The organism is Mycobacterium scrofulaceum (assembly GCF_002086735.1).
GTDB classification, from domain to species: domain Bacteria; phylum Actinomycetota; class Actinomycetes; order Mycobacteriales; family Mycobacteriaceae; genus Mycobacterium; species Mycobacterium scrofulaceum.
On record NZ_MVIJ01000006.1, the window covers coordinates 1 to 23,997 of the forward strand.

The 23,997-nt window shown below is 69.8% G+C and carries 23 protein-coding genes and 1 pseudogene; 8 read left to right on the forward strand and 16 right to left on the reverse strand.

Going from position 1 to position 23,997, the window contains the following annotated elements:
* Both BST44_RS05695 and ricR read right to left on the reverse strand, forming a co-directional pair.
* Nucleotides 1-1,105: MFS transporter (locus BST44_RS05695; protein WP_083175841.1), on the reverse strand; the 1,105-nt coding region annotated here is incomplete at its 3' end.
* Nucleotides 1,106-1,239: 134 nt separating this feature from the next.
* Nucleotides 1,240-1,530, reverse strand: a complete 291-nt coding sequence (gene ricR / locus BST44_RS05700; protein ID WP_007167284.1) for a copper-sensing transcriptional repressor RicR — start codon at nucleotides 1,528-1,530, stop codon at nucleotides 1,240-1,242.
* Nucleotides 1,531-1,656: 126 nt separating this feature from the next.
* Between ricR and ilvD the strand changes: the two genes are divergently transcribed.
* Entirely contained in the window at nucleotides 1,657-3,372 is a 1,716-nt protein-coding gene (gene ilvD / locus BST44_RS05705; RefSeq protein WP_083175610.1) for a dihydroxy-acid dehydratase, read from the forward strand.
* 34 nt (nucleotides 3,373-3,406) lie between these two features.
* Here the strand turns inward: ilvD and BST44_RS05710 are convergent, their stop codons facing one another.
* A complete protein-coding gene (locus tag BST44_RS05710) occupies nucleotides 3,407-3,847 on the reverse strand; it encodes an SPW repeat protein (protein ID WP_083175612.1) in 441 nt (146 codons plus the stop codon).
* A 403-nt stretch (nucleotides 3,848-4,250) separates the two neighbouring features.
* On the reverse strand, nucleotides 4,251-4,907 hold the full coding sequence (locus BST44_RS05715) for an O-methyltransferase (protein WP_083175613.1): 657 nt from the start codon (nucleotides 4,905-4,907) through the stop codon (nucleotides 4,251-4,253).
* Between the two features lie 158 nt (nucleotides 4,908-5,065).
* Between BST44_RS05715 and mymT the strand changes: the two genes are divergently transcribed.
* On the forward strand, nucleotides 5,066-5,212 hold the full coding sequence (gene mymT, locus BST44_RS05720) for a copper-binding metallothionein MymT (protein ID WP_007167279.1): 147 nt from the start codon (nucleotides 5,066-5,068) through the stop codon (nucleotides 5,210-5,212).
* A 121-nt stretch (nucleotides 5,213-5,333) separates the two neighbouring features.
* Here mymT and BST44_RS05725 read toward each other — a convergent pair whose 3' ends face one another.
* The 4 genes from BST44_RS05725 to BST44_RS05740 are packed head-to-tail and all read right to left on the reverse strand — an operon-like array spanning nucleotide 5,334 to nucleotide 9,550.
* Nucleotides 5,334-7,463: a beta-glucosidase gene (locus BST44_RS05725; RefSeq protein WP_208619733.1), complete on the reverse strand. Its 2,130-nt coding sequence runs from the start codon at nucleotides 7,461-7,463 to the stop codon at nucleotides 5,334-5,336.
* Nucleotides 7,460-7,972, reverse strand: a complete 513-nt coding sequence (locus tag BST44_RS05730) for a TIGR04338 family metallohydrolase (protein ID WP_083175615.1) — start codon at nucleotides 7,970-7,972, stop codon at nucleotides 7,460-7,462. Before BST44_RS05730 ends, BST44_RS05725 begins: the two co-directional genes overlap by 4 nt.
* The gene (locus BST44_RS05735; RefSeq protein WP_083175616.1) at nucleotides 7,969-8,718 is read right to left on the reverse strand and encodes a DUF2786 domain-containing protein; all 750 of its coding nucleotides are present in this window, start codon (nucleotides 8,716-8,718) and stop codon (nucleotides 7,969-7,971) included. The genes BST44_RS05730 and BST44_RS05735 overlap by 4 nt, the downstream gene beginning before the upstream one ends.
* Before the next feature lie 37 nt (nucleotides 8,719-8,755).
* Nucleotides 8,756-9,550, reverse strand: coding sequence for an alpha/beta hydrolase (locus tag BST44_RS05740; protein ID WP_439330698.1), 795 nt, complete (start codon nucleotides 9,548-9,550; stop codon nucleotides 8,756-8,758).
* Here BST44_RS05740 and BST44_RS05745 point away from each other — a divergent pair.
* A pseudogene (locus BST44_RS05745) lies at nucleotides 9,543-10,679 on the forward strand (sigma-70 family RNA polymerase sigma factor). The gene BST44_RS05740 and the pseudogene BST44_RS05745 sit on opposite strands and share 8 nt — an antisense overlap.
* Nucleotides 10,676-12,076 carry an alpha/beta hydrolase domain-containing protein gene (locus BST44_RS05750; RefSeq protein WP_083175621.1) on the forward strand — a complete coding sequence of 467 codons (1,401 nt, stop codon included), beginning with the start codon at nucleotides 10,676-10,678 and terminating at the stop codon, nucleotides 12,074-12,076. Before BST44_RS05745 ends, BST44_RS05750 begins: the two are co-directional and overlap by 4 nt.
* On the opposite strand, the gene BST44_RS05755 is transcribed toward BST44_RS05750, so the two are convergent.
* The gene (locus tag BST44_RS05755; RefSeq protein ID WP_142274368.1) at nucleotides 12,073-13,206 is read right to left on the reverse strand and encodes an NAD(P)H-dependent amine dehydrogenase family protein; all 1,134 of its coding nucleotides are present in this window, start codon (nucleotides 13,204-13,206) and stop codon (nucleotides 12,073-12,075) included. The two genes, BST44_RS05750 and BST44_RS05755, sit on opposite strands and share 4 nt — an antisense overlap.
* 108 nt (nucleotides 13,207-13,314) lie before the next feature.
* Here BST44_RS05755 and BST44_RS05760 point away from each other — a divergent pair, with 108 nt between their 5' ends.
* The 4 genes from BST44_RS05760 (at nucleotide 13,315) to BST44_RS05775 (ending at nucleotide 17,522) form a co-directional block, all read left to right on the forward strand.
* A complete protein-coding gene (locus BST44_RS05760; RefSeq protein ID WP_142274369.1) occupies nucleotides 13,315-14,139 on the forward strand; it encodes an IclR family transcriptional regulator in 825 nt (274 codons plus the stop codon).
* 35 nt (nucleotides 14,140-14,174) lie between these two features.
* On the forward strand, nucleotides 14,175-14,909 hold the full coding sequence (locus BST44_RS05765; RefSeq protein ID WP_083175622.1) for a pirin family protein: 735 nt from the start codon (nucleotides 14,175-14,177) through the stop codon (nucleotides 14,907-14,909).
* A 26-nt stretch (nucleotides 14,910-14,935) separates the two neighbouring features.
* Complete coding sequence (locus BST44_RS05770; protein ID WP_083175624.1) at nucleotides 14,936-16,333, forward strand: YhgE/Pip domain-containing protein; 1,398 nt, start codon at nucleotides 14,936-14,938, stop codon at nucleotides 16,331-16,333.
* Between the two features lie 106 nt (nucleotides 16,334-16,439).
* Nucleotides 16,440-17,522: a phosphodiester glycosidase family protein gene (locus BST44_RS05775; protein WP_083175625.1), complete on the forward strand. Its 1,083-nt coding sequence runs from the start codon at nucleotides 16,440-16,442 to the stop codon at nucleotides 17,520-17,522.
* On the opposite strand, the gene BST44_RS05780 is transcribed toward BST44_RS05775, so the two are convergent.
* From BST44_RS05780 to BST44_RS05810, 7 genes are read right to left on the reverse strand one after another with little or no spacing between them, the layout of a single operon-like run.
* On the reverse strand, nucleotides 17,519-18,154 hold the full coding sequence (locus BST44_RS05780; RefSeq protein ID WP_083175849.1) for a YoaK family protein: 636 nt from the start codon (nucleotides 18,152-18,154) through the stop codon (nucleotides 17,519-17,521). The genes BST44_RS05775 and BST44_RS05780 overlap by 4 nt on opposite strands.
* A 54-nt stretch (nucleotides 18,155-18,208) precedes the next feature.
* On the reverse strand, nucleotides 18,209-18,931 hold the full coding sequence (locus BST44_RS05785; RefSeq protein WP_083175627.1) for an Mce protein: 723 nt from the start codon (nucleotides 18,929-18,931) through the stop codon (nucleotides 18,209-18,211).
* The gene (locus BST44_RS05790; RefSeq protein ID WP_083175628.1) at nucleotides 18,898-19,452 is read right to left on the reverse strand and encodes an Rv1363c family protein; all 555 of its coding nucleotides are present in this window, start codon (nucleotides 19,450-19,452) and stop codon (nucleotides 18,898-18,900) included. The genes BST44_RS05785 and BST44_RS05790 overlap by 34 nt, the downstream gene beginning before the upstream one ends.
* Complete coding sequence (locus BST44_RS05795) at nucleotides 19,449-20,417, reverse strand: RDD family protein (RefSeq protein WP_083175630.1); 969 nt, start codon at nucleotides 20,415-20,417, stop codon at nucleotides 19,449-19,451. The genes BST44_RS05790 and BST44_RS05795 overlap by 4 nt, the downstream gene beginning before the upstream one ends.
* A complete protein-coding gene (locus tag BST44_RS30325) occupies nucleotides 20,414-21,235 on the reverse strand; it encodes an Rv1363c family protein (RefSeq protein ID WP_167380159.1) in 822 nt (273 codons plus the stop codon). The genes BST44_RS05795 and BST44_RS30325 overlap by 4 nt, the downstream gene beginning before the upstream one ends.
* On the reverse strand, nucleotides 21,205-22,755 hold the full coding sequence (locus tag BST44_RS05805; protein WP_083175633.1) for a virulence factor Mce family protein: 1,551 nt from the start codon (nucleotides 22,753-22,755) through the stop codon (nucleotides 21,205-21,207). Before BST44_RS05805 ends, BST44_RS30325 begins: the two co-directional genes overlap by 31 nt.
* Complete coding sequence (locus BST44_RS05810; RefSeq protein WP_142274375.1) at nucleotides 22,749-23,921, reverse strand: virulence factor Mce family protein; 1,173 nt, start codon at nucleotides 23,919-23,921, stop codon at nucleotides 22,749-22,751. The genes BST44_RS05805 and BST44_RS05810 overlap by 7 nt, the downstream gene beginning before the upstream one ends.
* Between the last annotated feature and the right edge of the window lie 76 nt (nucleotides 23,922-23,997).

Consider the following 23,997-nt stretch of genomic DNA (forward strand, 5'->3'; position numbering starts at 1 on the left):
GGCCGCCCGCCAGCGCGCCCGCCATGATGCCGACCTGGAACGCCGTGACGTACAGCCCCGACGCCCCGTCGGGATCGTCGGCCCCGCTGCGCATCGCCGCGGACTGCATCATCGGCGAGACGGCGGTGGCCATCGCCCCCCAGAGCACGATCGCGGCCGTCCCGATCAGCGCCGCTGCCGCGGCCGGCCGCCCGCCCAGCGCCAGCGCGGTCAGCACGACGAACGCGGCCGTCAGACCGGCCATGCACCCGATGATCGCGCCTTTGGGCCGGCGGTCGAGCGGCCGCGCCACCAGGCCGACGGCCAGCACCCCCGCGGCGCCGTAGGCGGCCAACACCCACGCCAGGTTCGGTCCGCGCACGCCGACGACCTCGCGGATGATCTCCACGATGTAGGTGTAGGAGACGAAGTGGCCGGTCACGCCGACCATGGTGATGACGCTGACGATGATCAGCCGGCGGTTGCGGTGGTGGCGCGACCGCGGGCCGACGCATTTGAGCTGGTCCTCGGTGAGCACCAGCTCCGGCAACATCACCCGGGCGGCCACCGTGACGACGGCGGCCGCGACGGTCACGCACACCACCGCCAGGCGCCAGCCCCACATCAGGCTCATGGCCGCCGTCAGCGGGCTCCCGACGACCAGCGCCAGGCTGGTCCCGACGTAGATCGACATCGTCGCGCGGCCGGCGTGACTGGGCGGCACCAGCCGGGTCGCGATCGGCGCGATGACCGACCACAGCAGCCCGTGCGTGACGGCGCAGAGCACCCGGCCCGCGGCCAGCACCGCGAACGTGGGCGCCAGCGCGGAGATCACCTGGGACAGGGTCAGGCAGCTCAGGCTCAGGACCAGCACCTGGCGGCGCGGCAGGTGCGCGGTCCAGCGCACCAGCGGGATCGTCGTCAGGGCGGCCACCAGCGCGTACCACGACAACAGGGTGCCCACCAGGACCAGGCTGACGTGCAGGTTGCGCGCGATGGCCGGCAGCGCGCCCACCGGCAGGATCTCGGCGGTGACGTAGATGAAGGCCGCCGCGGCCAGGACAGCGAGCTGGGCCGCGACGCGTGGGGTCCACGTTCGGGCGGCAGCGTTGGTTTCGGCGGTCATGGCGTCTGTATCGGCCGGACTACCCATTTCCTGGGTTGTCGCGCCTAATGCGATCACACTGCCTTACCGTACGGACCGCAACTACAGCCGGCCCCTTGTCAGGGCCGCAATCGGGGTCTCAACTCGGTCACCAATCAGGAACGAACCAGGCGCGCGATCGCGGCGGAGGCCTCGGCGAGCTTCTGGTCGGCGTCGTCACCGCCCTCGGCCACGGCGCGGGTCACGCAGTGGTTGAGGTGCTCGTCGAGCAAATTCAGCGCGACCGAACGCAGCGCGCTGTTGACGGCGCTGATCTGGGTGAGGACGTCGATACAGTACTTGTCTTCCTCGATCATCCGCGCGATGCCGCGCACCTGGCCCTCGATGCGCCGCAGCCGCTTGGCGTAGTTGTCCTTCTGCTGCGAATATCCGTGCGCGTTCGTCATCCGTCCTTACCCCTGCCCATCCGCGCCCGCCGCGGATGGGCGGGCCGGCGTCACCAATCCACTTTATACCCCGCCCGGGTATGACCCGCGCATTTGCCATGCGGCCAGGTCCCGCATACTTGCACGATGGCTACAACACGCGACACGACTGGATCCGCCGACATCAAACCGCGCAGTCGTGACGTAACCGACGGCCTGGAGAAGGCCGCCGCCCGCGGCATGCTGCGGGCGGTCGGCATGGGCGACGAGGACTTCGCCAAGCCGCAGATCGGGGTCGCGTCGTCCTGGAACGAGATCACGCCCTGCAACCTCTCGCTGGACCGGCTCGCCACAGCGGTCAAGGAGGGGGTCTTCGCGGCGGGCGGCTACCCGCTCGAGTTCGGCACGATCTCGGTCTCCGACGGCATCTCGATGGGCCACGAGGGGATGCATTTCTCGCTGCCGTCCCGCGAACTGATCGCGGACAGCGTCGAGACGGTGATGCAGGCCGAGCGCCTCGACGGCTCGGTGCTGCTGGCCGGCTGCGACAAGTCGCTGCCCGGGATGTTGATGGCCGCCGCGCGGCTCGACCTGGCGGCCGTCTTCCTCTATGCCGGTTCGATCCTGCCGGGGGTGGCCAAGCTGTCCGACGGCAGCGAGCGCGAGGTCACCATCATCGACGCGTTCGAGGCGGTGGGCGCGTGCGCGCGGGGCTTGATGCCCCGGGAGGACGTCGACGCCATCGAGCGGGCGATCTGTCCCGGCGAGGGCGCGTGCGGCGGCATGTACACCGCCAACACCATGGCCTGTTCCGCCGAGGCGCTGGGCATGTCGCTGCCGGGCAGCGCGGCGCCGCCGGCGACCGACCGCCGCCGCGACGGGTTCGCCCGGCGCAGCGGTCAGGCCGTCGTCGAGTTGCTGCGCCGCGGCATCACCGCCCGCGACATCCTCACCAAGGAGGCCTTCGAGAACGCGATCGCGGTGGTGATGGCGTTCGGCGGGTCGACCAACGCCGTGCTGCACCTGCTGGCGATCGCACACGAGGCCGGCGTCGCGCTGTCGCTCGACGATTTCAGCCGGGTCGGGTCGAAGGTTCCGCACCTGGCCGACGTCAAGCCGTTCGGCCGCCACGTCATGTCCCACGTCGACCACATCGGCGGCGTGCCGGTGGTGATGAAGGCGCTGCTGGACGCGGGCCTGCTGCGCGGCGACTGCCTCACGGTGACGGGCCAGACGGTGGCGGAGAACCTCGCCGCCATCGCACCGCCCGACCCGGACGGCAAGGTGCTGCGGGCGCTGAACAACCCCATTCACCCCACCGGTGGGATCACGATCCTGCGCGGCTCGCTGGCGCCCGAGGGCGCGGTGGTCAAGACGGCCGGTTTCGATTCCGACGTGTTCGAGGGCACCGCAAGGGTTTTCGACGGCGAGCGCGCCGCCCTGGACGCCCTCGAGGACGGCACGATCACCAAGGGTGACGCGGTGGTGATCCGTTACGAGGGCCCCAAGGGTGGGCCGGGGATGCGCGAAATGCTGGCCATCACCGGCGCGATCAAGGGCGCGGGCCTGGGCAAGGACGTGCTGCTGCTCACCGACGGCCGCTTCTCCGGCGGCACGACCGGCCTGTGCGTGGGTCACATCGCGCCCGAGGCGGTCGACGCCGGACCGATCGCCTTCCTGCGCGACGGTGATACGATCCGGCTCGACGTCGCGAATCGCGTCCTCGACGTGCTGGTCGATCCGGCCGAATTCGATTCCCGGCGAGAGGGTTTCACCCCTCCCCCGCCGCGCTATCAGACCGGCGTACTGGCCAAGTACGTCAAGCTGGTCAGCTCGGCGGCGATCGGGGCGGTCTGCGGTTAGGCTTGATCGCCGCCCGGCTCAACGGATTTGAACCTTATGCGTGGGTGGCCGCCGCGCGTGTGCGCCTGCCGAAATAGGTGGCGTTGAGGCCCAGCACCGTCAGCAGCGCGCCCGCGACGAGGTTGGACCACATCGTGCCGGCGGTCAGGTGGACGCCGGGCAGGATCCACAGCGAGACGATGGCCCACACGCCGAGCACCGGCATCGTCCAGGTCAGGCCGTGGGCGCGGTCGAGCGCGGTCGCGAACCCGTACGCCAGGAACGCGGCCCCGATCCCGACGATCAGGTCGGAGGTGGCGAGCGAACCCGTCGCACTGAATCCCACCATCCACGGTGACGCGGCCACATAGAGGCCGGTCAGCAGCGCCAGCCCGAAGGTGACGTGCGCACTCATCGACTCGGCGGCGCGGTCGTAGCTCGCGCGCAGGGCCAACAAATCCGGGTGGTGATCGATTGATGAATGGACTGTACTCATTTTGTGACCTTTCTGTTATGCAGCAAGCCCGTTGTGGGACAACCACTATGAGCCGACTGCACCCATCCATCTGCGGTCAAGATTACGCCCGCACGGGGCACGCCAGCAACGAAATCGTCGGCGGCCGGCACCGACCGGCGAACCCCGTTGACCGGCCGCGCAGCGTCGTAAGACGTGGACACCGCGGGCCGGCTGCGCCTCGACGTTCCGGTGGCGCAGGCCGGCATCGGCGGCGAGCTGGCGGCCGCGGTAAACCTGTTGCTGCCCTTCGTGCGTCGCGCCCACGTCGCGGTGCGTGGAGGCCGGGTCGACCGGGCCGCGCTATACGCCGGGCGAACCCGCGCCGCGAATCAGCGAGCTCGCCTCCGCCGCGCGCGGTCGGCGACCACAGCCCCGTCGGACGTTAACGCACCAGCGCCAGCGCGAAGCCATCCCAGCGCTTGGCCCCGACCGTCTGGATGACGGCCGTCTCCAGGCGCGGGTGCTCGCCCATCAGCTGCAACGTGCGGCGCACCGCCTGCGCCTGGGCATCGTCGCGCGGATCGAGCACCTGCCCTTCACGAATCACGTTGTCCGCCACGATGAGCGCTCCGGGTCGGGCCAGCCGGACCGCCCAGTCCAGGTAGGCGACGTAGTTCTCTTTGTCGGCGTCGATGAACACCATGTCGAAGGGGGCGCCGCCCAGCGTCGGCAACGTGTCCAGTGCGGCGCCGACGATCACCTCCACCCGGTCGGCCAGGCCCGCCCGTTCCAGGTTGGCCCGCGCGACCTCGGCGTGCTTGGGCTCGTATTCCAGCGTCACCACCCGGCCCTGCGGGCCGGCGCCGCGGGCCAGCCAGATGGTGCTGAAGCCGCCGAGCGTGCCGATCTCGAGGACCCGGTGCGCCTGGATGGCGCCGGCGAGCAGGCTCAAAAACTTGCCCTGCTGGGCCGACACGGCGATCTGCGGCAATCCGGCCGCGTCGCTCGCCCGCACCGCCGCGCTCAGGGCCGGATCGTCGCCGATCACCGTGGTGTCCAGGAAATTGTCGACGTCGTGCGGCGTTGGTGTCCGGGTCATGACACCAACGCTAGCCGCGCGCACCCGCGCCGGCGGCGGCGGTCCAATCGGTATCGGACGGGTCACGGTTGTTTACCGTATACCCATGGGGGGTATATAGTGGGCGACGTGGTCGACCACACAGGTAAGCGTCCACAAGAGAGAGATGGGTGAGGGAAATGGCAAATTACGAAGCAGGCACGGAGCTGACCTGTGGCCACGAGGGCTGCGGCTGCCGCGTTCGCATCGAGGTGCCCTGCCACTGCTCGGGTGCGGGTGAGCCGTACCGCTGCACCTGCGGCGACGAGCTGACCCCGGTCAAGTAGTCCGCGCGCTGAGGCCCGCGTCGGGTGTGCGCATCCAGGGCGGCGACACGCCGGGGAACTCCGCCCCGCGCGCCCGCTCGAAGCCGCGGAAGCACACTCGACGCGGGCGGCGCGGGCCGGATCAGCGCCCGAACGTGCGGCCGGCGAGCTCTGCCGCCGCCGTCAGCCGTGGCGTGACCGCCGACGTGCTGACCGCCAGCAGATAGCCGCCCGCGGCCATCCGCCAGGCCCCCACGCCCGCGTCGTAGCGCGCCAGCAGGCGTGGATCCGCTTCGATGGTCACGCGGCGGGTGGCGCCGGGCTCCAGCTCGACCCGTTCGAATCCGAGCAGCCGCAGGCATCGGCCCTCGGGGGCTCCCGCCAGATAGAGCTGGGGAACGTCGGCGCCGGCGCGGTCACCGACGTTGACGACGTCGAAACTGGCTCTCACCGTGTCCCCGCCGCTGACCGTCAGGTCGCGGTAGTCAAACCCGGTGTAGGACAAGCCATGACCGAAGGCGAACATCGGGTCCTGCCCGGTGGCGGCGAACCAGCGGTAGCCGACGTCCGATCCCTCGACGTAGTCGATCGACGTCGGCTCGCCCCACGGGGCGCCGAAGCCGGGCAACTCGGGCCGCGGCGTCTGGCGCAAGTCGACCGGGAAGCTGATCGGCAGCCGCCCCGACGGATTGAACTGGCCGGCAAGGAGTTCCGCGATAGCGCGACCGCCCGCCTGGCCCGGGTACCAGGCCTGCACGATGGCCCGCACCGAATCCCGCCAGGGCATGGCCACCGGATTGCCGGTTTCGAGCACCACCACGGTATTGGCGTTGGCGGCGGACACCGCGGCGATCAGCGCGTCCTGTCCCCAGGGCAGCGACAGGTCGGCGAGGTCGAACCCCTCCCCTTCGGCGCGGATCGCGAACACGATCGCGACGTCTGCGCGTCGCGCCGCCAGGACCGCCTCCGCGGGGCTGATGCCGGGGTCGAATTCGATGTGGGCGTGCGGGAATTGCTTCCGCACCTCGTCCAGCGGGCTTGACGGCAACAGGTGCAGCTTGCGTAGCCCCGCCTCCAGCCCCGAGCCGCCGATCGGTATCACGGCCGCGTAACCGCCCGGCGGGACGACCGCACTCGAGCCATAGCCGGCCGGCACCCCGACGTGCGCGTGCCCGCCGATGACCGCGATCCGGGCACTCGACTCCGGCGCCAGCGGAAGCAGGCCGCGGTTCTGCAACAACACGATCCCCTGCCGGGCGATCCGCAACGCAATCTCGTTGTGCGCGGCCATGTCCGGCGCGGGCGCCGCGTCGGACCGGTCGATGCCGACCGCGAACATCGACCGCAGGATCCGCCGGACCATGTCCGAGAGGCGCTCGCCGCTGAGGCTGCCGGCTGCACGCGCGGCCCGCAGGTGCTCACCGAACGGCTCCGAGCGCCACAGCAGCGCGTCGAGTTGAGCCCCGCACTCCTGGTCCAGCCCGCCCAGCGCGCACTCCCAGGACGGCGTGGCCCCCCAGTCGGACATGACCCACCCCCGGTATCCCCACGCGCCCTTGAGCACCCGATTGATCAGGACGTCGTTGGCGGCCGCGTAGGTGCCGTTGACCTTGTTGTAGGCGGTCATCACCGCACCCGGCCGGGAACGCTCGATGGCCATCTCGAAGGCCAGCAGGTCGGATTCGCGGTGCGCGCCGGGGTCGATGACCGCGTCCAGGAAATGCCGATTGGTCTCGTTGCAGTTGAGCGAGAAGTGCTTGACCGTCGAGATCACGCGTTGCCGCTGGATGCCGTCGACGGACTCCGCGGCGAGGGTCGCGGTCAAAAGCGGGTCCTCGGAGAGGTATTCGAAGTTGCGGCCGTTGCGCGGGTCGCGCACGAGGTTCATCGCACCGGCGAGCTGCACGTTGAACCCGCGGCTGCGGGCCTCGCGGCCGATCACCTCACCGGCGGCGCGGGCGAGGGACGGGTCGAAGGTGGCGGCCAGCGCGAGCCCGGCGGGCAACGCCGTGGCCGTGTCCCCCGGGCGGTAGCCGGGGTTGGTCACGCCCAGGCCGGCGTCGCTCATCAGCAGCGCCGGGATGCCCAGCCGCGGAATGCCCGGCACATAGCCGGCGCTCATCGGGACGTCCGGCGGGATGCGCTCGTCGCGCACCGACCACATCTCACCGGCACCCATCACCCCGACCAGCAGCGAGAAGCGCTCGTCGTCGGTCAGCCGGGCTTCGACCTCGCGCGCCCGGGCGCCGGCGTCCTCTTCGAACGAGCTCACCGCACACCCTCTTTGGCGTACACGACGCGCAGCACATGCCCGAGCTCGGGTCCCATCACCAGCTCCGCCAACTCGCCAAACGTCGCGACGAACTCCGGTCCGTGGGGCGGCTCGGCCCGGCACAGGTGGTGCGCGATTTCGTGCAGCACCACCAGCTCGCGCAGCGCCCAGTCGGCGGTGTCGCGATCGGGCACCGCGATAACGCCCGCGCCGCCGCGGAATTCGTAGTGGGCCGCGGTGGCGGCCCGTCGCGGCCGCACGCGCAGCGGCGCGACGGCGGGCCAACGCCGGCGCACCGCCGGCAACGCGAGCACCTCGTCAACATAGCGCTGCACGGACGGAACCGAGCCGAATCTGCCCTCCGGCGGCAGCGTGAGCTGCGCGCCGAAGAAGTCGACGGCGCGCGACCCGTGCTCGGCGGCGCGGTCGAACAGCGTGCGGACGAACTCCTCGGCCGCGTAGACCTTGGCCCGCTGGGCGTCCCTGGTCGCGGATCGCCCCGGACTCACCGGCCCAGCGGGGTGCGCGCGCCGGGCAGTTCGGGGCTGCTTCCCAGCCGCGCCCGACGGCCGGCCCGGTCGCCCGCGCGCCGCGCCGCCGACGAGTAGCCGGCGGTCGCGCGGCTGACCTGATACGTGCCGCGCGCCCTGGACGCGCTCCGGTAATAGTCGTGCAGCTCGACGTCCTTGTCGCGCAGGGCGATAGCGGTTCCCGGCGGGCGCCGCCGATCCTTGGTGGCCTCGCGCCGCGCCTCGTCCCGGGCCTCGGCCAGGCGTTGGCCCACCCGCGCCCCGAAGGCCAGCTGAAAGTTCAACCGCGCGGTGATGGTCGGCGTCGGCCGGTGCGCACCCGACGCGAGGTAGGCGTCCGACGCCCGCACCATCTGAACGACCAGGCTGGCGTACAGGGCGTGGGTGGCGTCGATGTCCTCGGCGAACCCGTAGGCGTACACGAACGTCGAATTCGACGCCACGTCGCAGCGCACGTCGTTGGCCAGGGCGATCACCACGAACAGCTGCACATAGGTCCGCAGCCCCTTGGTGCCCGCGGCTCCGATGGTGATGGTCCGCTGCGTCGGGGCCTGGGCCGGCGAGCGGCTGGCCGCGTGGGAACGCGCCACCGCCAAGTCGATGGAGGCCGCCGTCGCCAACCGCTGCGCGGCACTCATGAAGGCGTCGGCCTCGTGCGCGTTGTCGGTGCCCTCGGCCTGACGCAACAGCGCGGCGATGCGCGCGAGCATTTTGTCGTCAGTCATACGCGCCAAATTACGGGAGCGATCCGACACCTTCGCCTCAGAGCCGTGTGGTGATCCACGAGACGACGTCGCCCAGCACCTGCTCGCGCTCCGGCTCGTTGAAGACCTCGTGGTAGAGGCCCGGATAGACCTTCAACTCGACGTCGGTGGAGCCCACGCACTCGACCAGCCGCCTGCTGCCGGCCACGGGAATCAGGCGGTCCTCCGAGCCGTGCACGACCAGCAGCGGCGCGGTCAGCGCCGGGGCGCGCTGCGGCATGGTCTCGCCGACCTGGATCAGGGCGCGGCCGATGCCTGCGGGTACTTTGCCGTGATACACCAGCGGATCGCTCTTGTAGGCCGCCACCACCGCGGGGTCCCGCGAGATGGCGTCCACGTCGAGCTCCTGCACCGGCAGGCCGGGCACGAGGGCGCCCAGCACGCGGGCGGCCATCACCATCAGCGGCGACACCTGGTCCTGGGCCGCCACCGCGGGCCCGGACAGCACCATCAGGTCGTAATTGTCGGGGCGTTCGACGCCGTAGGCGAACACGATGCCGCCGCCCATGCTGTGCCCGAGCACGACGCATTTGAGCCCGGGATGCTCGCGGGTGGCGATCCGGACCAGGCTGTCGAAGTCCGCGGTGTACTCGGAGATGTCCCGCACCAGCACCCGCTTGCCGCCCGAGCGGCCGTGGCCGCGGTGATCCAGCGCGTAGGTGACCAGGCCCGCCGCGCCGAATCGCTGCGCGACGTGGTCGTAGCGGCGGGCGTACTCGCCCAGGCCGTGCGACAGGACCACCACCGCCCGGGGGGCGGTGTCCGGTGTCCAGACGTCGTAAACGATGCGCACGCCGCCGAATCCGTCGAAGTTTCGTTCGTCGCGGTTCACTGCACGGTCCTAGTCATTACGGGCAGCGTAATGGCTGACGGTGCAGGTCGCCCGGCCAGACACTGTCGTAGGCTGTCCCATCGTGGGGCTGCTCGCGCAAAACGCCGCAACCGCCGACCTCGGCCCGGCGGTCGGCGCCGGCAAGGATTTCTCGGTGCACGCCGAGCCGTACCGCCGCGAACTGCTGGCGCACTGTTACCGGATGACCGGGTCCCTGCACGACGCGGAAGATCTGGTTCAGGAAACACTGCTGCGGGCGTGGCGGGCCTACGACCGCTTCGAAGGCAAGTCGTCGATGCGGACGTGGCTGCATCGGATCGCCACCAACACCTGCCTGAGCGCGCTGGAGGGCCGGCAACGCCGCCCGCTGCCCACCGGGCTGGGCGCACCCAGCTCCGACCCGGCCGACGAGCTGGTCGAGCGCCGCGAGGTGCCCTGGCTGGAGCCGCTCCCGGACCTGGCGAACGACCCCGCCGACCCGTCGGTCATCGTCGGGTCGCGCGAGTCGGTGCGATTGGCGTTCGTCGCTGCGCTGCAACACCTCTCGCCGCGGCAGCGGGCGGTGCTGCTGCTGCGCGACGTGTTGCAGTGGAAGTCCGCGGAGGTGGCCGCCGCGATCGGCACCACCACGACCGCCGTCAACAGCCTGCTGCAGCGGGCCCGTTCCCAACTCGACGCGGCCGGGCCCAGCACCGGCGACCGGTTGGCCGCGCCGGAGTCCCCGGAGGCACAGGACCTGTTGGCCCGCTACATCGCCGCCTTCGAGACCTACGACGTCGACCGCCTGGTAGAGCTGTTCACCGCCGAGGCGATCTGGGAGATGCCGCCGTACGCGGGCTGGTATCGGGGGGCGCGGGACATCGTCAGCCTGATCCATCAGCGATGCCCCGCCGAGCATCCCGGGGACATGCGCCTCTTGCCGCTGGTCGCCAACGGTCAGCCCGGCGCGGCCATGTACATGCGCGCCGGCGCCCGGCATGTGCCCTTCCAATTGCACGTGCTCGACGTGCGCGACGACGGCGTTTCCCACGTCGTGGCCTTCCTCGACGACGCGCTGTTCGCGAAATTCGGACTGCCCGGTTCGCTGTGACCGACTCGCCCGACGTCGCACCCGTGCCCGGGCGGCCCCGGCTGCTGCTGGGCGCTTTCGACATCGCCGGTCTCGGATACCGCGTCGACGAATTCTTCGTATCCGGTACTGCCTCGCGCTACGCGCCGCTGGGCGCATTGGGACCGGACGGGCGCTGGGACGTAAAGCCCAGCGGCACAGCGGGTTACCGCACCCGGATCGTCGCATTGACGCCGGCCGACCGGGCGCGGTTCAACGGCACCGTGCTGGTGGAGTGGCTCAACGTGAGCGGTGGCATCGACGCGCCGGCCGTGTGGATGATGGCGCATCGGGAAATACTGCGCGCGGGTTACGCCTACGTCGCGGTGTCGGCCCAGCAGGTCGGGGTGGACGGCGGCCCGAGCATCCTGGGTGTCGACATGTCGTTGAAAAGCCAGGACCCGGCGCGCTACGCGCCGCTGAGCCACCCCGGCGACGCCTTCGCCTACGACATCTTCTCCCAGGCCGGCGGCCTCATCAGAAACGCCGGCGTTTTGGGCGACCTGCGCACCCGCCACGTCGTCGCGCTCGGCGAGTCGCAATCGGCCATGTTCCTCACCACCTACGTCAACGCCGTCGACCCACTGGCCGAGGCGTACGACGGCTTCTTCGTCCATTCCCGATTCGGCCCGGCCGCGCCGCTCGACGGGAGCTCCATCTTCGACGAATCCGGCGCCCCGCACGCCGTCGCCTTCCGCCCCGACCTGCGGGTGCCGCTGCTGACGCTCATCACCGAGACCGACCTGTTCGGCGGCGCGCGGGAAGGCTATTACTACGCGAGGCAACCGGACAACCCGCTCCTGCGGGTCTGGGAGCTGCCGGGCGCCGCGCACGCCGACAACTACACCATCCACGTGGCGCCGATCGACAGCGGTTCGGCGCCGCTGGCTGACATCGTCGCCGCCTACGCGCCGACCAACCTGCTGATGGGCCAACAGCTTTCGCATCACATCAACTTCGCCCCCCAGCACCACTACGTCGTGCAGGGCGCAATCGCCGCGCTGAACGCGTGGGTGCGCACCGGCGAGCCGGCCCCCAGCGCCGCGCCGATTCGGGTGCTCGATACCGAAGGCCCCCAACCCATTACCGATCCCAACGGCCTGGCGCGGGGCGGCGTCAGAACCCCGTGGGTGGATGTGCCGGTGGCGCGGACCTCGGGGCTCGGCGACCAAGAGAGCATCATGTCCTCGCTCTTCGGCTTCGGCGAGCTCTTCGATGACGACACCTTGCGGCGGCTCTACCCGGGCGGGATGGGCCAGTACCTGGAGCGCTTCACCGCCGCGCTCGATGCGTCGATTCGGGGCGGGTTCATCCTGGCGGCGGACCGCGCCGAGATCCTCGAGCTGGCCGCCGCGACCTATCCCGGCGACCGGACCTAGAACAGCCGGCTGTCCGGTGCCGGTCCCGGCACCGGGCGGACCAGGCCGGCCCCGGTGATCAGCGGCAGGTCCAGCGCCGAGAGCAGCCCGGGCGGGGCCGCGCAGACCGCCGGAATGGCGTTGACCATCCGCGAGGCGCCCGCGATGCGCGCACCCAGGTCGTGGTCGTGGTCCTCGGCCATCTCGAACTCGCATCGCATGCTCGGCGATCCCTCGATCTCCACCCGGTAGAGGCCCCGCCCGGACGCCGGCCCGTACCCGAGGTCTTTCGGCGGGATCGAGATGTGCGGCTGCGGCCAGTCCGGCGCGGCGTCGTCACGCATCCGGGTCACGTGGTCGAGGACGAATGTCGGCTTGCCGCCGACGTATCCGGTCAGTGTGGAGCGCATCGCGGCGATCGTCCCGGCGGCGATGTGGCCGGTGGGCGTGTCGAAGGACTCGGTGGCGGCGACGCGGTCGTTGGTCTCCTCGATGTTGTCGATCTCGACGCCCAAACCGGCGGCGAGCTGGTGCAGGACGGGGCCCCAGCCGAAGGTGAACATTCCCGGCTGGGCCGCGAACGCCCGGTATTCCGGCGGCTGGCCGAACCCGAGGATCTCGTATACGGCGGCCCGGTCCGGGTAGGTGGCGTAGTTGAACATCTCCGTCACCCGCACCGAATCGATGACCCGCGAAACCCCGGTAAGCACCAGCGGCAGAACGTCGTTGGCGAAGCCGGAGTCGATCCCCGTGGTGAAGAACGAGGCACCGCAGTCGAGCGCGGCCCGCCGCAGCGGGTCGGTGAACGCTGCGTCGACCCCGTCGGGGAACACCAGCGGGACCACAGAGCACGACACCACGTTTTTCCCGGCCCGCAGGATGGAGACCATGTCCTGCACCGCCTCCAGCGGCCGCAGGTTGGCGCCGGCGGCGTACACCACCGCGTCGGCGTCGCCGGCGAGCAACGCCGACGGATCACGGGTGGCCACCACCCCGACCGGTGCGATGCCGCACAGCTCGCCGGCGTCGCGCCCCGCCTTGGCGTCGCTGTGCACCACGAGATCGATCAGCTGCAACTCCGGGTGGTCGATCACACCGCGCAGGGCGATCACGCCCATGGAACCCGGCCCCCACACCCCGACCTTGATCACGACGAATAGTCTCCTAATATTAGGACTTATAAACTGACAATTTGGACGGATCGTAGGGAGGTGGGCATCAGTACGTCAACCGGCAAATCACCGCCAACCGGACGCGTGATGGATGTGCTTGCGGCGCTTGCGGATACCCCGGCGGGGCTGACATCCGCGGAGCTGGCGAAGCGCTGCGCGATCAGCACCTCAACCTGCGCCCTGGTGCTGGCCGAACTGGAAGGCCGCGCCTGGGTGGCGCGCCGCGCCGATCGCCGCTACGTGCTGGGAAGTGGCCTTTTCGGGCTGGTGCATGGCCTGCGGGCGCAGTTCCCGCTGCTGGACCGGGGCCGCGACGCGCTGCGCTTCCTGCACAAGACGCTCGGCGCCGGCTGCTCCATGTCGAGGATCGGCGCCCGCCACCTGACCACCGTGGACGCGGTCGGCCACGGCGCCGACGGCGGGCAGGCCGTCGGTCAGCACTTTCCCATCGACCCGCCGTTCGGCCTGGTGGCGATGGCCTGGCGCGACGACGACGTGGTGCGTGCCTGGCTGCACCGGGTGACGCCCCGGTTGACCCGGGCGGAGATCGCCGAACACCAGCGGGTCCTGGCCGACATCCGCGCCCGCGGGTACGGCGCGTGGCGGTTCGACGACACCCATCAGTCGCTGCACACCCGGTTGGCGGACGTGTTGGCGTCGCTGGAGCCGACGGCACGGGTCACCCGCCAGCTCACCACCCTGATGACGATGGTGACGCTGCAGTCGGTCACCGACGACCTCGAAACCCACTTGGCGGCAGCGGAATTCGTGGTGCTGCCGATCTTCGGGCCGGACGGCCAGCCGGAGTACCAGATCGAGATCCATCTGGGCCGCCCCGCGCGGCTGACCCTGCCCGAACTCGACGCGGCGCTCCGGCACGCCCAGGGACTGCTCGCCGCGACGGTGGCTTGACCGCACCGGTCGATTAGGCCGATTAGGCTAAGCGCATGGCGGCCCAGGCGGAACTTCGGCGGGCGGCCGCGCGGGCCGTCACCACGACACCCTGGCTGACGTCTCGGCACTCGTTCTCGTTCGGCGATCACTATGATCCGGGCAATACCCACCATGGGCTTTTGCTGGTGAACAACGACGACATCGTCGCGCCCGCAGCGGGATTCGACACGCACCCGCACCGCGACATGGAGATCGTGACCTGGGTCCTGCGGGGCCGACTCGCACATCAGGACTCGATCGGGAATCGCGGCGTGATCTATCCGGGTCTGGCCCAGCGCATGTCGGCCGGCAGCGGAATCCTGCATTCGGAGAAGAACGACTCGACAACGGAGCCAGTGCATTTCGTGCAGATGTGGATAGCGCCCGACGAGGCGGGCATCGCCCCTGGCTATCAACAGCAGGAGATCGGCGCGGAGGTGTTGGACGGCGCACTTGCGACGATCGCCTCCGGCATTCCGGGCCGCGACGCCGCCGTCGCGCTGCACAACCGCGGCGCCGCGCTGCACGCCGCGCGGTTGCGGTCCGGCGACGTCATCAGCCTTCCGCAGGCTCCCTACCTGCACCTCTTCGTCGCGCGCGGCGCGGTCGGCTGTGAGGGCGTCGGCGACCTGGCGGAAGGTGACGCCGTGCGGTTCGCCGACGCCGGCGGCCGGCGGGTGACGGCGCACGCGCCGTCGGAACTGCTCGTCTGGGAAATGCACGCGAAGCTGGGCGGGGCGAGCCCATAGAGTGGGCGTGACAGACAGGAGCCGGCATGTCCCAATCGCGGCCGCAGCACGCGGCGCCGAACCCGAACCGGAACATCAGGGCGGTCCGGACCGTCCGTTTTTGGGCGGCCCCGCTGGTCATCACGCTCGCCCTGATGTCGGCGTTGTGCGCGCTGTACCTCGGCGGCATCTTGAACCCGATGACCAACCTGCGCCACTTCCCCATCGCCGTGGTGAACGAGGATGCCGGTCCGGGCGGCGCGGAGCTGGCCGGCCGGCTGGTCAACGGCCTGGACAAGAACAAGTTCGACGTCCGGGTGCTGACCCGCGCGGCGGCCAGGCATCAACTGGACACCGGCCACGTCTACGGCTCGGTGCTGATACCGCCGAGCTTCTCGTCGAAACTGCGCGACCTGGGCACCAGCGCGGTGCAGCCCGGTCCCGCGGAACGGCCGGTGATCAAGATTTCGACGAACCCGCGCGCCGGCACGCTGGGCGCCAGCATCGCCGCCCAGACGCTGAACATGGCGATGGGCGTGGCCAATGGCGAAGTGGGCGAACGGCTCCTCGCGCAGGTCAAGGCGCAGACCGGCGGCGCGCCGCTGGCCGGCGCCACCGAAGAGGGCCTGTCCAGTCCGATCGAGATCGAGTCGACCGTCTACAACCCGCTGCCCGATGGCACCGGCAACGGGCTGTCGGCCTTCTATTACGCGCTCTTGCTGCTACTCGCGGGGTTCACCGGAAGCATCGTGGTCAGCACCCTGGTGGACGCGTTACTCGGTTACGTGCCGGCCGAATTCGGCCCGGTGTACCGCTTCGCCGAGCAGGTCAAGATCTCGCGCTTCCAGACGCTGCTGCTCAAGTGGGCCATCATGGTGCTGCTGGGACTGCTCACCTCAGCGGCCTACGTGGCGATCGCGCACGGGCTGGGCATGCCCATCGACCTCGGCTGGCAACTCTGGGCGTACGGGGTGTTCGCGATCGCCGCGGTGGGCATCACCTCCAGTTCGCTGCTCTCCGTCCTGGGCACCGGCGGCCTGCTGGTCAGCCTGCTGATCTTCGTGATCCTCGGACTGCCGTCGGCCGGCGCCACCGTGCCGCTGGAGGCGACGCCGCCCTTCTTCCGCTGGCTGGCCGAATTCGAGCCCATGCACCAGGTTTTCCTCGGCGCCCGCTCGTTGCTGTACTTCAAGGGCCACGCGGACACCGGGATATCGCAGGCGCTGATCATGACGACGGTCGGCCTCGTCATCGGGCTGCTGCTGGGCGGCATCGTCACGCACCTGTACGACCGCAAGGGATTCCACCGGATCCCGGGCGCCGTCGAGATGGCGATCGCCATGGAACATCAGGCCCAGCACACGGCGCGCCAGGGCAGGCACGAGCGCACCGGCGCCACCGCCGATCCCGAGAGCTCAACCGAAAGCCCAAGCGAGGAAACGTAATTCGAAAGCCGCCCGAGCGTCATCCGCCCGTGACCTAACTTGACGGTGTGACGGATGTGACTGATGATGTTTTTGTTGCATCTAGATCCGGGCCGAAAGGGCGATCGTGCTGACCCGACGCGCCAGCTTGCGCCGACTGGTGGCCGGCTGCACCGCCATGATCGCGTGCGTCGCCCTCGCGTCGGCCACCGGGCAGCCGGTCGCACATGCCGCCGACGGCCGCGACCTGCTGGCCAACGCCATCAACACCACCAAGGGCTCGTACCTGGTCTATAACTTCGGCCCCGGCCACCCCGCGCCGATGCTCAACGCCGGCGGCAGCTGGTACGAGATGAACAACGGCGGCCACCTGATGATCATCAAGAACGCGGCGGGGCGGCTCGCGCCGCACCTGCTGGTCGACACCCACCAGGGCGATCAGGCACGCTGCGAGCACAATCCGGGCGCCCGCACCGGCGAGGGCCTCTGGCAGGCGTCGGAACTCTACGCGCCGCTGCAGGCGTGGCAGCGGATGGGTCAACCGACGATCGCGATCAACGCCAACTTCTTCGACGTACGCGGGCAGAAGGGCGGCTCGTGGCGCCAGACCGGCTGCAGCTCACCGCTGGGCGCGTTCGTGGACAACACCCACGGGCAGGGCCGCGCGAACCAGGTCGTCACCGGCACCGTCGCCTACCCCGGCAAGCAGGGCCTGTCGGGCGGCGGGGAAAGCTGGAGCGCCCTGACGACGATGATCCTGCCGTCCGGCGGCGCCCCGTACGTGGTGTGGCCCAGGACCAAGAGCGACTACGACTCCGCGACTCCCGTCGTCGCCGACCTGCTGAACAAGAACGAGCGGTTCGTCGCGGTGTCCGGGATCGGGCTGCTGGCACCCGGCAACACCGGGCAGCTGCGCGACGGTGGACCCAGTGCGGCGCGAACGGCTTTGGCGTATTCGAGGCAGAAGGACGAGATGTACGTCTTCGAGGGCGGCAGCTACACCCCGGACAACATGCAAGACCTGTTCCGCGGCCTGGGCAGCGACAACGCCATCCTGCTCGACGGCGGCGGATCGTCGGCCATCGTGTTGCGCCGCGACACCGGCGGCATGTGGGCCGGCGCCGGTTCGCCGCGGGGATCGTGCGACACCCGGCAGGTGCTCTGCGATTCCCACGAACGGGCGCTGCCCAGCTGGCTGGCCTTCAACTAGCTCGGCCCGAAGCGGAAGATCAACAGGCTGGCCGCTACCACCGCGGCGGCGACGGCGAACACCGGCGCGACGACGAATCGCGACATCGTCGCGCCCAGGAAAGCGCCGGCGCACATCGTCGACACCACGCCCAGACGCAACGCCTGACGGCCACCCGCGCCGCCGGCGAGGCGGCTGTCCAGGCCGAGGCTGACGATCGTCGACGTCAGCACCGTGGTGGAGAGTTCCTGGATGCCGAACTGGCGTGCACTCGAGTGCTGCAGACCGAAGGTGACCGCGAGCACCCCGATGATGATCAGCTTGGTGTTGTTGTGGTACTGCAGGATTCCCGCACCTGCCGTGATCGCCAACACCACCAGCAGGGCGATCTCGGCGCCCAAGACGGTGGTGATCCACGGCCGGGTCCGGTCGGCGAAATGCCGCGACATCCGGCCGCTCAGGATCGTGGTGCAGACGAAGGTGGGCAGGGCCACCACGACCGCGGTCAGGTCGACGCTCGTCCTGGGCGCCAGCCAAAACCCCAGGAAGATCACGTTTCCCGTCATGTTGGCGACGAACACGTGGCCGAGCACCAGGATGCTGATCGAGTCGGCCAGGCCGGTGGCGAAGGTCAACAACAGCAATGCCGCCACGGTCGATCGCTGCGACACCGGCGAGGTAACGACCATGGGGCGTAGCAGACCGCGTCAGACGTGCGGCGTCAAGTCCAGCGACGTGATGGTCGTCATCCTGGTCACCAGCCAGCGGTTTCCCGCGCGCTTCAGAAACAGCCGGTAGGACAGGTATTTCAGCGAGGGCACGTTCTTGGTCAGCGGGCTGGTGGACGTGGTGTTGGTGTACACGATGACGACGGCGTTGTTGTCGTCGATCGATTCGACCGCCGCGCCGGTCACGTCGGTGCGGTTGGTGATCTTGGCCTGCTTGTTGGGAGCCACGATGGCGTCGACGAACTTGCGGTATTGCGCCTCGAAATCCCCACTGAGGTAGGTGGATGCACGGTCGGCGAGGGTGTCCATGTTCTCCGGCGTGTAGGTCCACAGTGTGGTGATCGCGTTGGCCGCGGTCCGTGCGACCTTGAGTTTCGTTGCCGCCGCGGCACGATCGGACAGGTAGGGCTGCACGGTCGCGCCGGCGAACGCCGCGGAACCGACGAAGAGCGCGGCGGCCACGGCGACGGTGATCGCCATCCGCTTACCCGCCAGCCATTTGCGCCGCTTGCGGCCCGCCGGCTTGTCACCGGTCGCCTCGTCCGCCTCGTCCGCCTCGTCCGCCTCGTCGGGGGATTCCTCCGTCGCAGAAGCGCTTTCGTCGGCGGCACCGGCCTCGGCGCGCTCCTCGGTGGCCGCCTCGTCCGGTGGTGCGCCTTCGTCGGCGGTCAGATCACCTGCTGCAGGCTGCTGATCTTCCACTGCTTTCCTTCCTGCGTGGCGGTCGCCGTCCACCGATTGGCGTTTTCCCAGACTTGTTTACCGTCCGGCGATTTCGAGCTGACCGCGGTGGCCACGATGACGGTGGCGCTGCCATCGTCGTTCCATCGCTCCACCCCGGCGTCCAGGACGGTGCCGGTGGCCGGCTCGGCGCGGGCCACCTGCAGCAGGATCTCGTTCGCCTTCTCGCGGTACTCCTTGGCGAAGTCGCCCGTCGCCTGGGCCAGCACCCGCATCACGTAGTCGTTGGCGTGGAACGGATCGATGGAGGTGAACTGCGCCATGAAGCCGGTCACGTAGCTGAGGACCTCGCGATTCTTCGACTCGGCGCGCTCACGCGACTCATGGTCGCTCAGCATCAGGCCGCATGCCGTGATCGCGGCCGTCATGAAGATCGCCCCGATGGCGCTCGCCAGCGGCAGGCCCCACGGCCGCCCCGGCGGCACCGGGTGCGGGACCAGCAGTGGTTCCTCGCCCGGCGCGATCTTGCGGCGCGGGCTCATTTGCCGTTCCCGGGCGGTTTGGGCTTGGTCAGCACCGCCAGATCGTCGACGAGCCAGTTGTCGCCGTCCTTGGCGAACGTCACCCGGACGGTGGCGGAGATGTAGCGCTCGTCGGGCGCCGCGCCGCGCCGCCCCTGCATGAACATCAGCATGGTCGCCCGGTCGGGCGCCGCCGACTCGATCGCGTGGTCGGTCACCCAGTACTCGTTGATGACCGGGTTGCCCTTCGCCACCACGTCCTGCTGGGCGGCCAGCTGGGTCCGGTATTTGGGGGTCGCCAGCGACAAGGCGCGGGCGAAGTCGTCGTGCAACGACTTGGGGTCGTAGGTCAGCATCTGCGCGACGATCTTCGGCCCCTGGATGTCCAGCTGCGCCCGCGTTCGGTCGGTGGCCCTATTCGGGCCGAACACCACCGCATAGCTCAGCGCCGCACCGGCCACGCACAAGGCCGTCGCCGCGACCACCACGACCGTGGCCCACCGGCGCGCGCCGAACTCCGGCTCGGCCGGTTCGCGCCGGCGCACCTCGGTGCGCAGCAGCAGATCGGCGAAGGTGCGGCGGCCCGAGTCCCACAGCGGCCACAGCCATCCCACCACCGAGACCGTGTCGAGGAGGTGGGCCAGGTCCCGCAGCAGCAGTCCCCACGGCCCGATGGGGTCACCGGTGCGCCGCATCACCGCGACGCCGAAGAGGGCCCGCCCCACGCTCCATCCGGTGACCGTCGGCAACAGCAGGCGGTTGACCAGCATCAGCAGGACGGTTGCCCCGATGACCGCGACGCACAGCCACCACCACACGCCGCTGGGCGGAACGGTGAAACCCGCCAACGCCATCGTGGTCACCACCGCGGCGCCCGGCAGCACGTCGACGGTGAGCGCGGCGGCCCGAAGATGCCAGGGCGCCAAGGCATCCCGCGGGGATTCCGAGGCGGCCGTAGCCGGTGGCTGCTCGACCACCACCGTCACTTCGTCACCTGGTCGAGCTTGGCAATCTTGTATTGCCCTTCGGCCATAGCCATTTTCACCCGCAGACGGTAGCCGGTTTCGTTCTGCGTCTGATCGTTGGCGACCTTGACGCGAACCGCGACGAGCACGTCGATCGAGCCGTCGGGGTTGTTGCGCTCGACCGCCGCCCGCATGTCGGACACCTGGACGTGCACGTTGGCCGCCTGGTACGCCTGAACGAGCATGCTGGTGTAGAGCAGGGCTTGCGAGCGGAAAGCGTCTGTGCCGCAGTCGATGATCTTCTGCTCACTCGCGGCCATCGCATTGGTGTCGGGCGCCTGCGTCGCCGATACGCAGTCGACGGCCGCCTTGAGCGCCGCCGCGTTGTTGCGGGCTATCGCCTGGCTCTCGTGGTGGTAGCGCAACGCGAGGTATCCGCCGGCGCCGATGGCCGCGGCGCAGAGCACGAGCGCCGCCGCGATGCCGGCCAGCCAGCCGCGGCCCAACCGGGACGCGCGGCGCTGCTCGGCCGCACCCGGTCCGGCCCCGGATTCCGGCGCTTCCTCCGCGGCCGCCTCGGGGCCGGGCTCCTCAGTCGCGCCCGCGGGCTCCTCGGTCGCGCCCGCGGGCTCCTCGGCCGACGGCTCCTCGGCCGGCACCGCCGGATCGGTGGACCCGGTTTCGTCCTCGGGCTCCGCCGACTCCTCGTCCGTCACGTCGGGAGTTGTCGGGTCGGCGGCGAACGCCGGGTCCTGGTTCTTCGGACGCCGTCTGCGCAGACGACGAAACTTCGGCATCGGTGGGGGGTTCAGCCGGCTGGCGCCAGCATCTCCTTCCATCCGTCGTCTCCTGTCCTGGCCGAGTTCTCGACGGAGTATTTAACACCGTCTGGCCCTACCAGTTCACCGCTTTGGGGGCTGTAGGTCGCCACTGGAGGCCCGCTGGGCGTGTAGACACACGGGTTGGGCTGCTGGCCGTTGCACTGCACCGTACCCGACCCCGGCCGCGACAACGGGTCGCTGGTCGGCGGGGGCGTCCCCGCCACCCGGTCCGAGGGGGCCGGGTTGAGGCCGTTGTCGATCGACGGCGCCGGGATCACCTGACCCGGTTTCACCGGCTGGTCACAGCGCGCCGAGGGGGCGGGGCAGGTCAGGATCTGGTTGGGGTCGCCGTACCAGGGGTTGGTCCCCGCCGGCACGTACGGCTTGGGGTCGCGGCATTCCGTCGGGGTGGCCGCCCGCTTGCCCGGGACGTCCGTGCAGGGGATGTTGCGCGATCCGCGCACGCTGTTGGCCGGGGTGTCCATCGGGATCTTGCAGTACGTGCCCGACGGCAGCGGCTGCATGCTGGTGTCGGCCGGCGACCGCCATTCCGACGCCGGGATGAAGCCGGTCAGGCACGGCGGCGGCTGGTTGATCGACAACGCCAGGTCCAGGGCCGCCATGTTCGGGAACGGCGCGGCGACCGTCTGGGCGATCGACGCGCCTTGGGGCAGGAACACCAGGACCTGCTCGACACCGGTGTGGTAGCGCTTGAGCAGGTTGAACACCACCTCGAGATTCGCCAGCGTCTGCGGCAGCGAGTCCCGCACGTCGCTGAACACCTCGTTGACCTGGTCGGCCGTCGGCGCCGCCTGGCGCAGCACGCTTTTGACGTGCTGGTCCTCCCGCGCGGACTGCGCGCCCAGCCTGTTCAGGTTGCGCGCCCAGCGCTCGATGGCGTCACCCGACTTCACCTGGCTGTTCAGCACCCCACCCGAGTTCTGGATGATGTCGTTGACGTCGGTGATGTTCGTCTTGAAGTCGCCGACGATCGCCTGGGTGGAATCCACCAGCCGCTGCAGGGCGGGGCCCAGCCCGCCCACGGATTGCGCCGTCTCGTCGAGCAATTGGGCGATCTTGTCCTTGGGCAACACGGCGAGCCCGCGGTTCGCCGTGTCCAACGCCGGCCCGATCTCGGCGGGCACCGTGCCCTTGGTGATCGTCTGGCCGTCCGACAGGAACTTGCCGGGGTTCCCGGTCGACTCCAGGTCCAGGTACTGCTCACCGACGGCCGACACCGAGTGCACGTTGGCCGTGGCGTCGGTCGGGATCTTGTAGCGGCTGTCGATGCTCATCGTCGCTTCGGCGCCCCGCTCCGTCGGCTCGACGTCGGTGACCTTGCCGATCGTGATGCCGCGATACGTCACGTTCGCCGTCGGGTAGAGGCCACCCGACGCGGGCAGCTCGGCCTTGAGCGTGTACCGGCCGATGCCCACCAGGCTCGGGATCTGCAAGTAGTACACCCCGAGCACGAGCAGCGAGATGACCGTCAGGATCCCGAACGCGATCAGCTGCCGTCTGATGAAAGGAGTCAGCAATTCCTGTCCCCCCTTTCCACCAGTGGCCCACCGGGCGCGTCGTTCGGGTTCGGCGTGTAACGCACGTCGGGGATCATCGTCTCGGGATCACGCCCGAACGACTGCTCGAGCGCGCGCAGGGCCCCCGACAACCCGGTACCGGTGAGGAACGCGTTGTCGACGGAACTGTAGGTGACGTCCAGCGTCAGCGAGATGTTGATGTAGTCGCCGCGGAAGATCTTCGGCACGGTGTCGATGTCGAACGGCTGGGTGAGGATCAGCTTCAGCGCGCCGATCAGGTACGGCGAGGCGCGGCCCAGCTCCTTCAACGGGCATTGCAGCGCCTGCAGGTCGGTGTGCAGCGGCCCGCGTGCCTCCGACAGGTACTGGTCGGCGGCCTGGCTGAGCCGGCCCACCGCGTCGACGGCGTTGATCAGCAGGTTCTTGGTGTCGGCGAAGTGCTTGACCAGCGGCGGGATGTCGGTGAGCACCCGGTCGAGCACGTCGGCCCGGGCACCCACATAGGTCAGCAGCCGGTTGGTCGAGTCGATCGCGTGGGTGATGTCGTCGCGCTGCTGGTTGAGCTGATCGGTGAAGGTGTCCAGCTTGCCGAGGAAGGACCGGATCGCCTCGCCCCGCCCGTTGAAGATGTTGTAGACCTCGTTCTGCAGCACTTCCAGGTTGGGGATGCCGCCGCCCCGCAGGATCAGCGACAGGCTGGCCAGGGTCTGCTCGGTGGTGGGGTACGCCGAGGAATTCTTCAGCGGAATCATGTCGCCGTTCTTGAGCAATTGCGGCGACGGGTTCCGCGGCGCGGCGAGCTCGACGTGCTGGGAACCCAGCAGCGAGGTCTGGCCGATCTTCGCGGTGGCGTTCTTGGGCAGCTTGACGTTCTTGTCGACACCCAGCGTCAGGGTGGCGATCCAGTTCTTCAGCTCGATCTTCCTGATCGACCCGACGAAGACGTCGGCGACCATCACCTTGCTGTTGCCGTTGATCGCCAGGGTGTCCGGCACCTGCACGTAGATCGTCATCGCGCCGGAGCCGCTGCCCGGGCCACCCGGGATCGCGACGTTGGAGATCCCGCGCCAGCCGCACGAACTCAGCACCAGCGCGGCCGCCAGGAGGACCAACGCCTGCCACGACCGGCGGCGAACCAGCCTCGTCACGCGCCTCACCGCCAGAATGTTCGGCTTGTTCCTCGCGCGTCCCGCGCTCGTCTCGCGCCTCACCGCCAGAATGTTCGGCTTGTTCCTCGCGCGT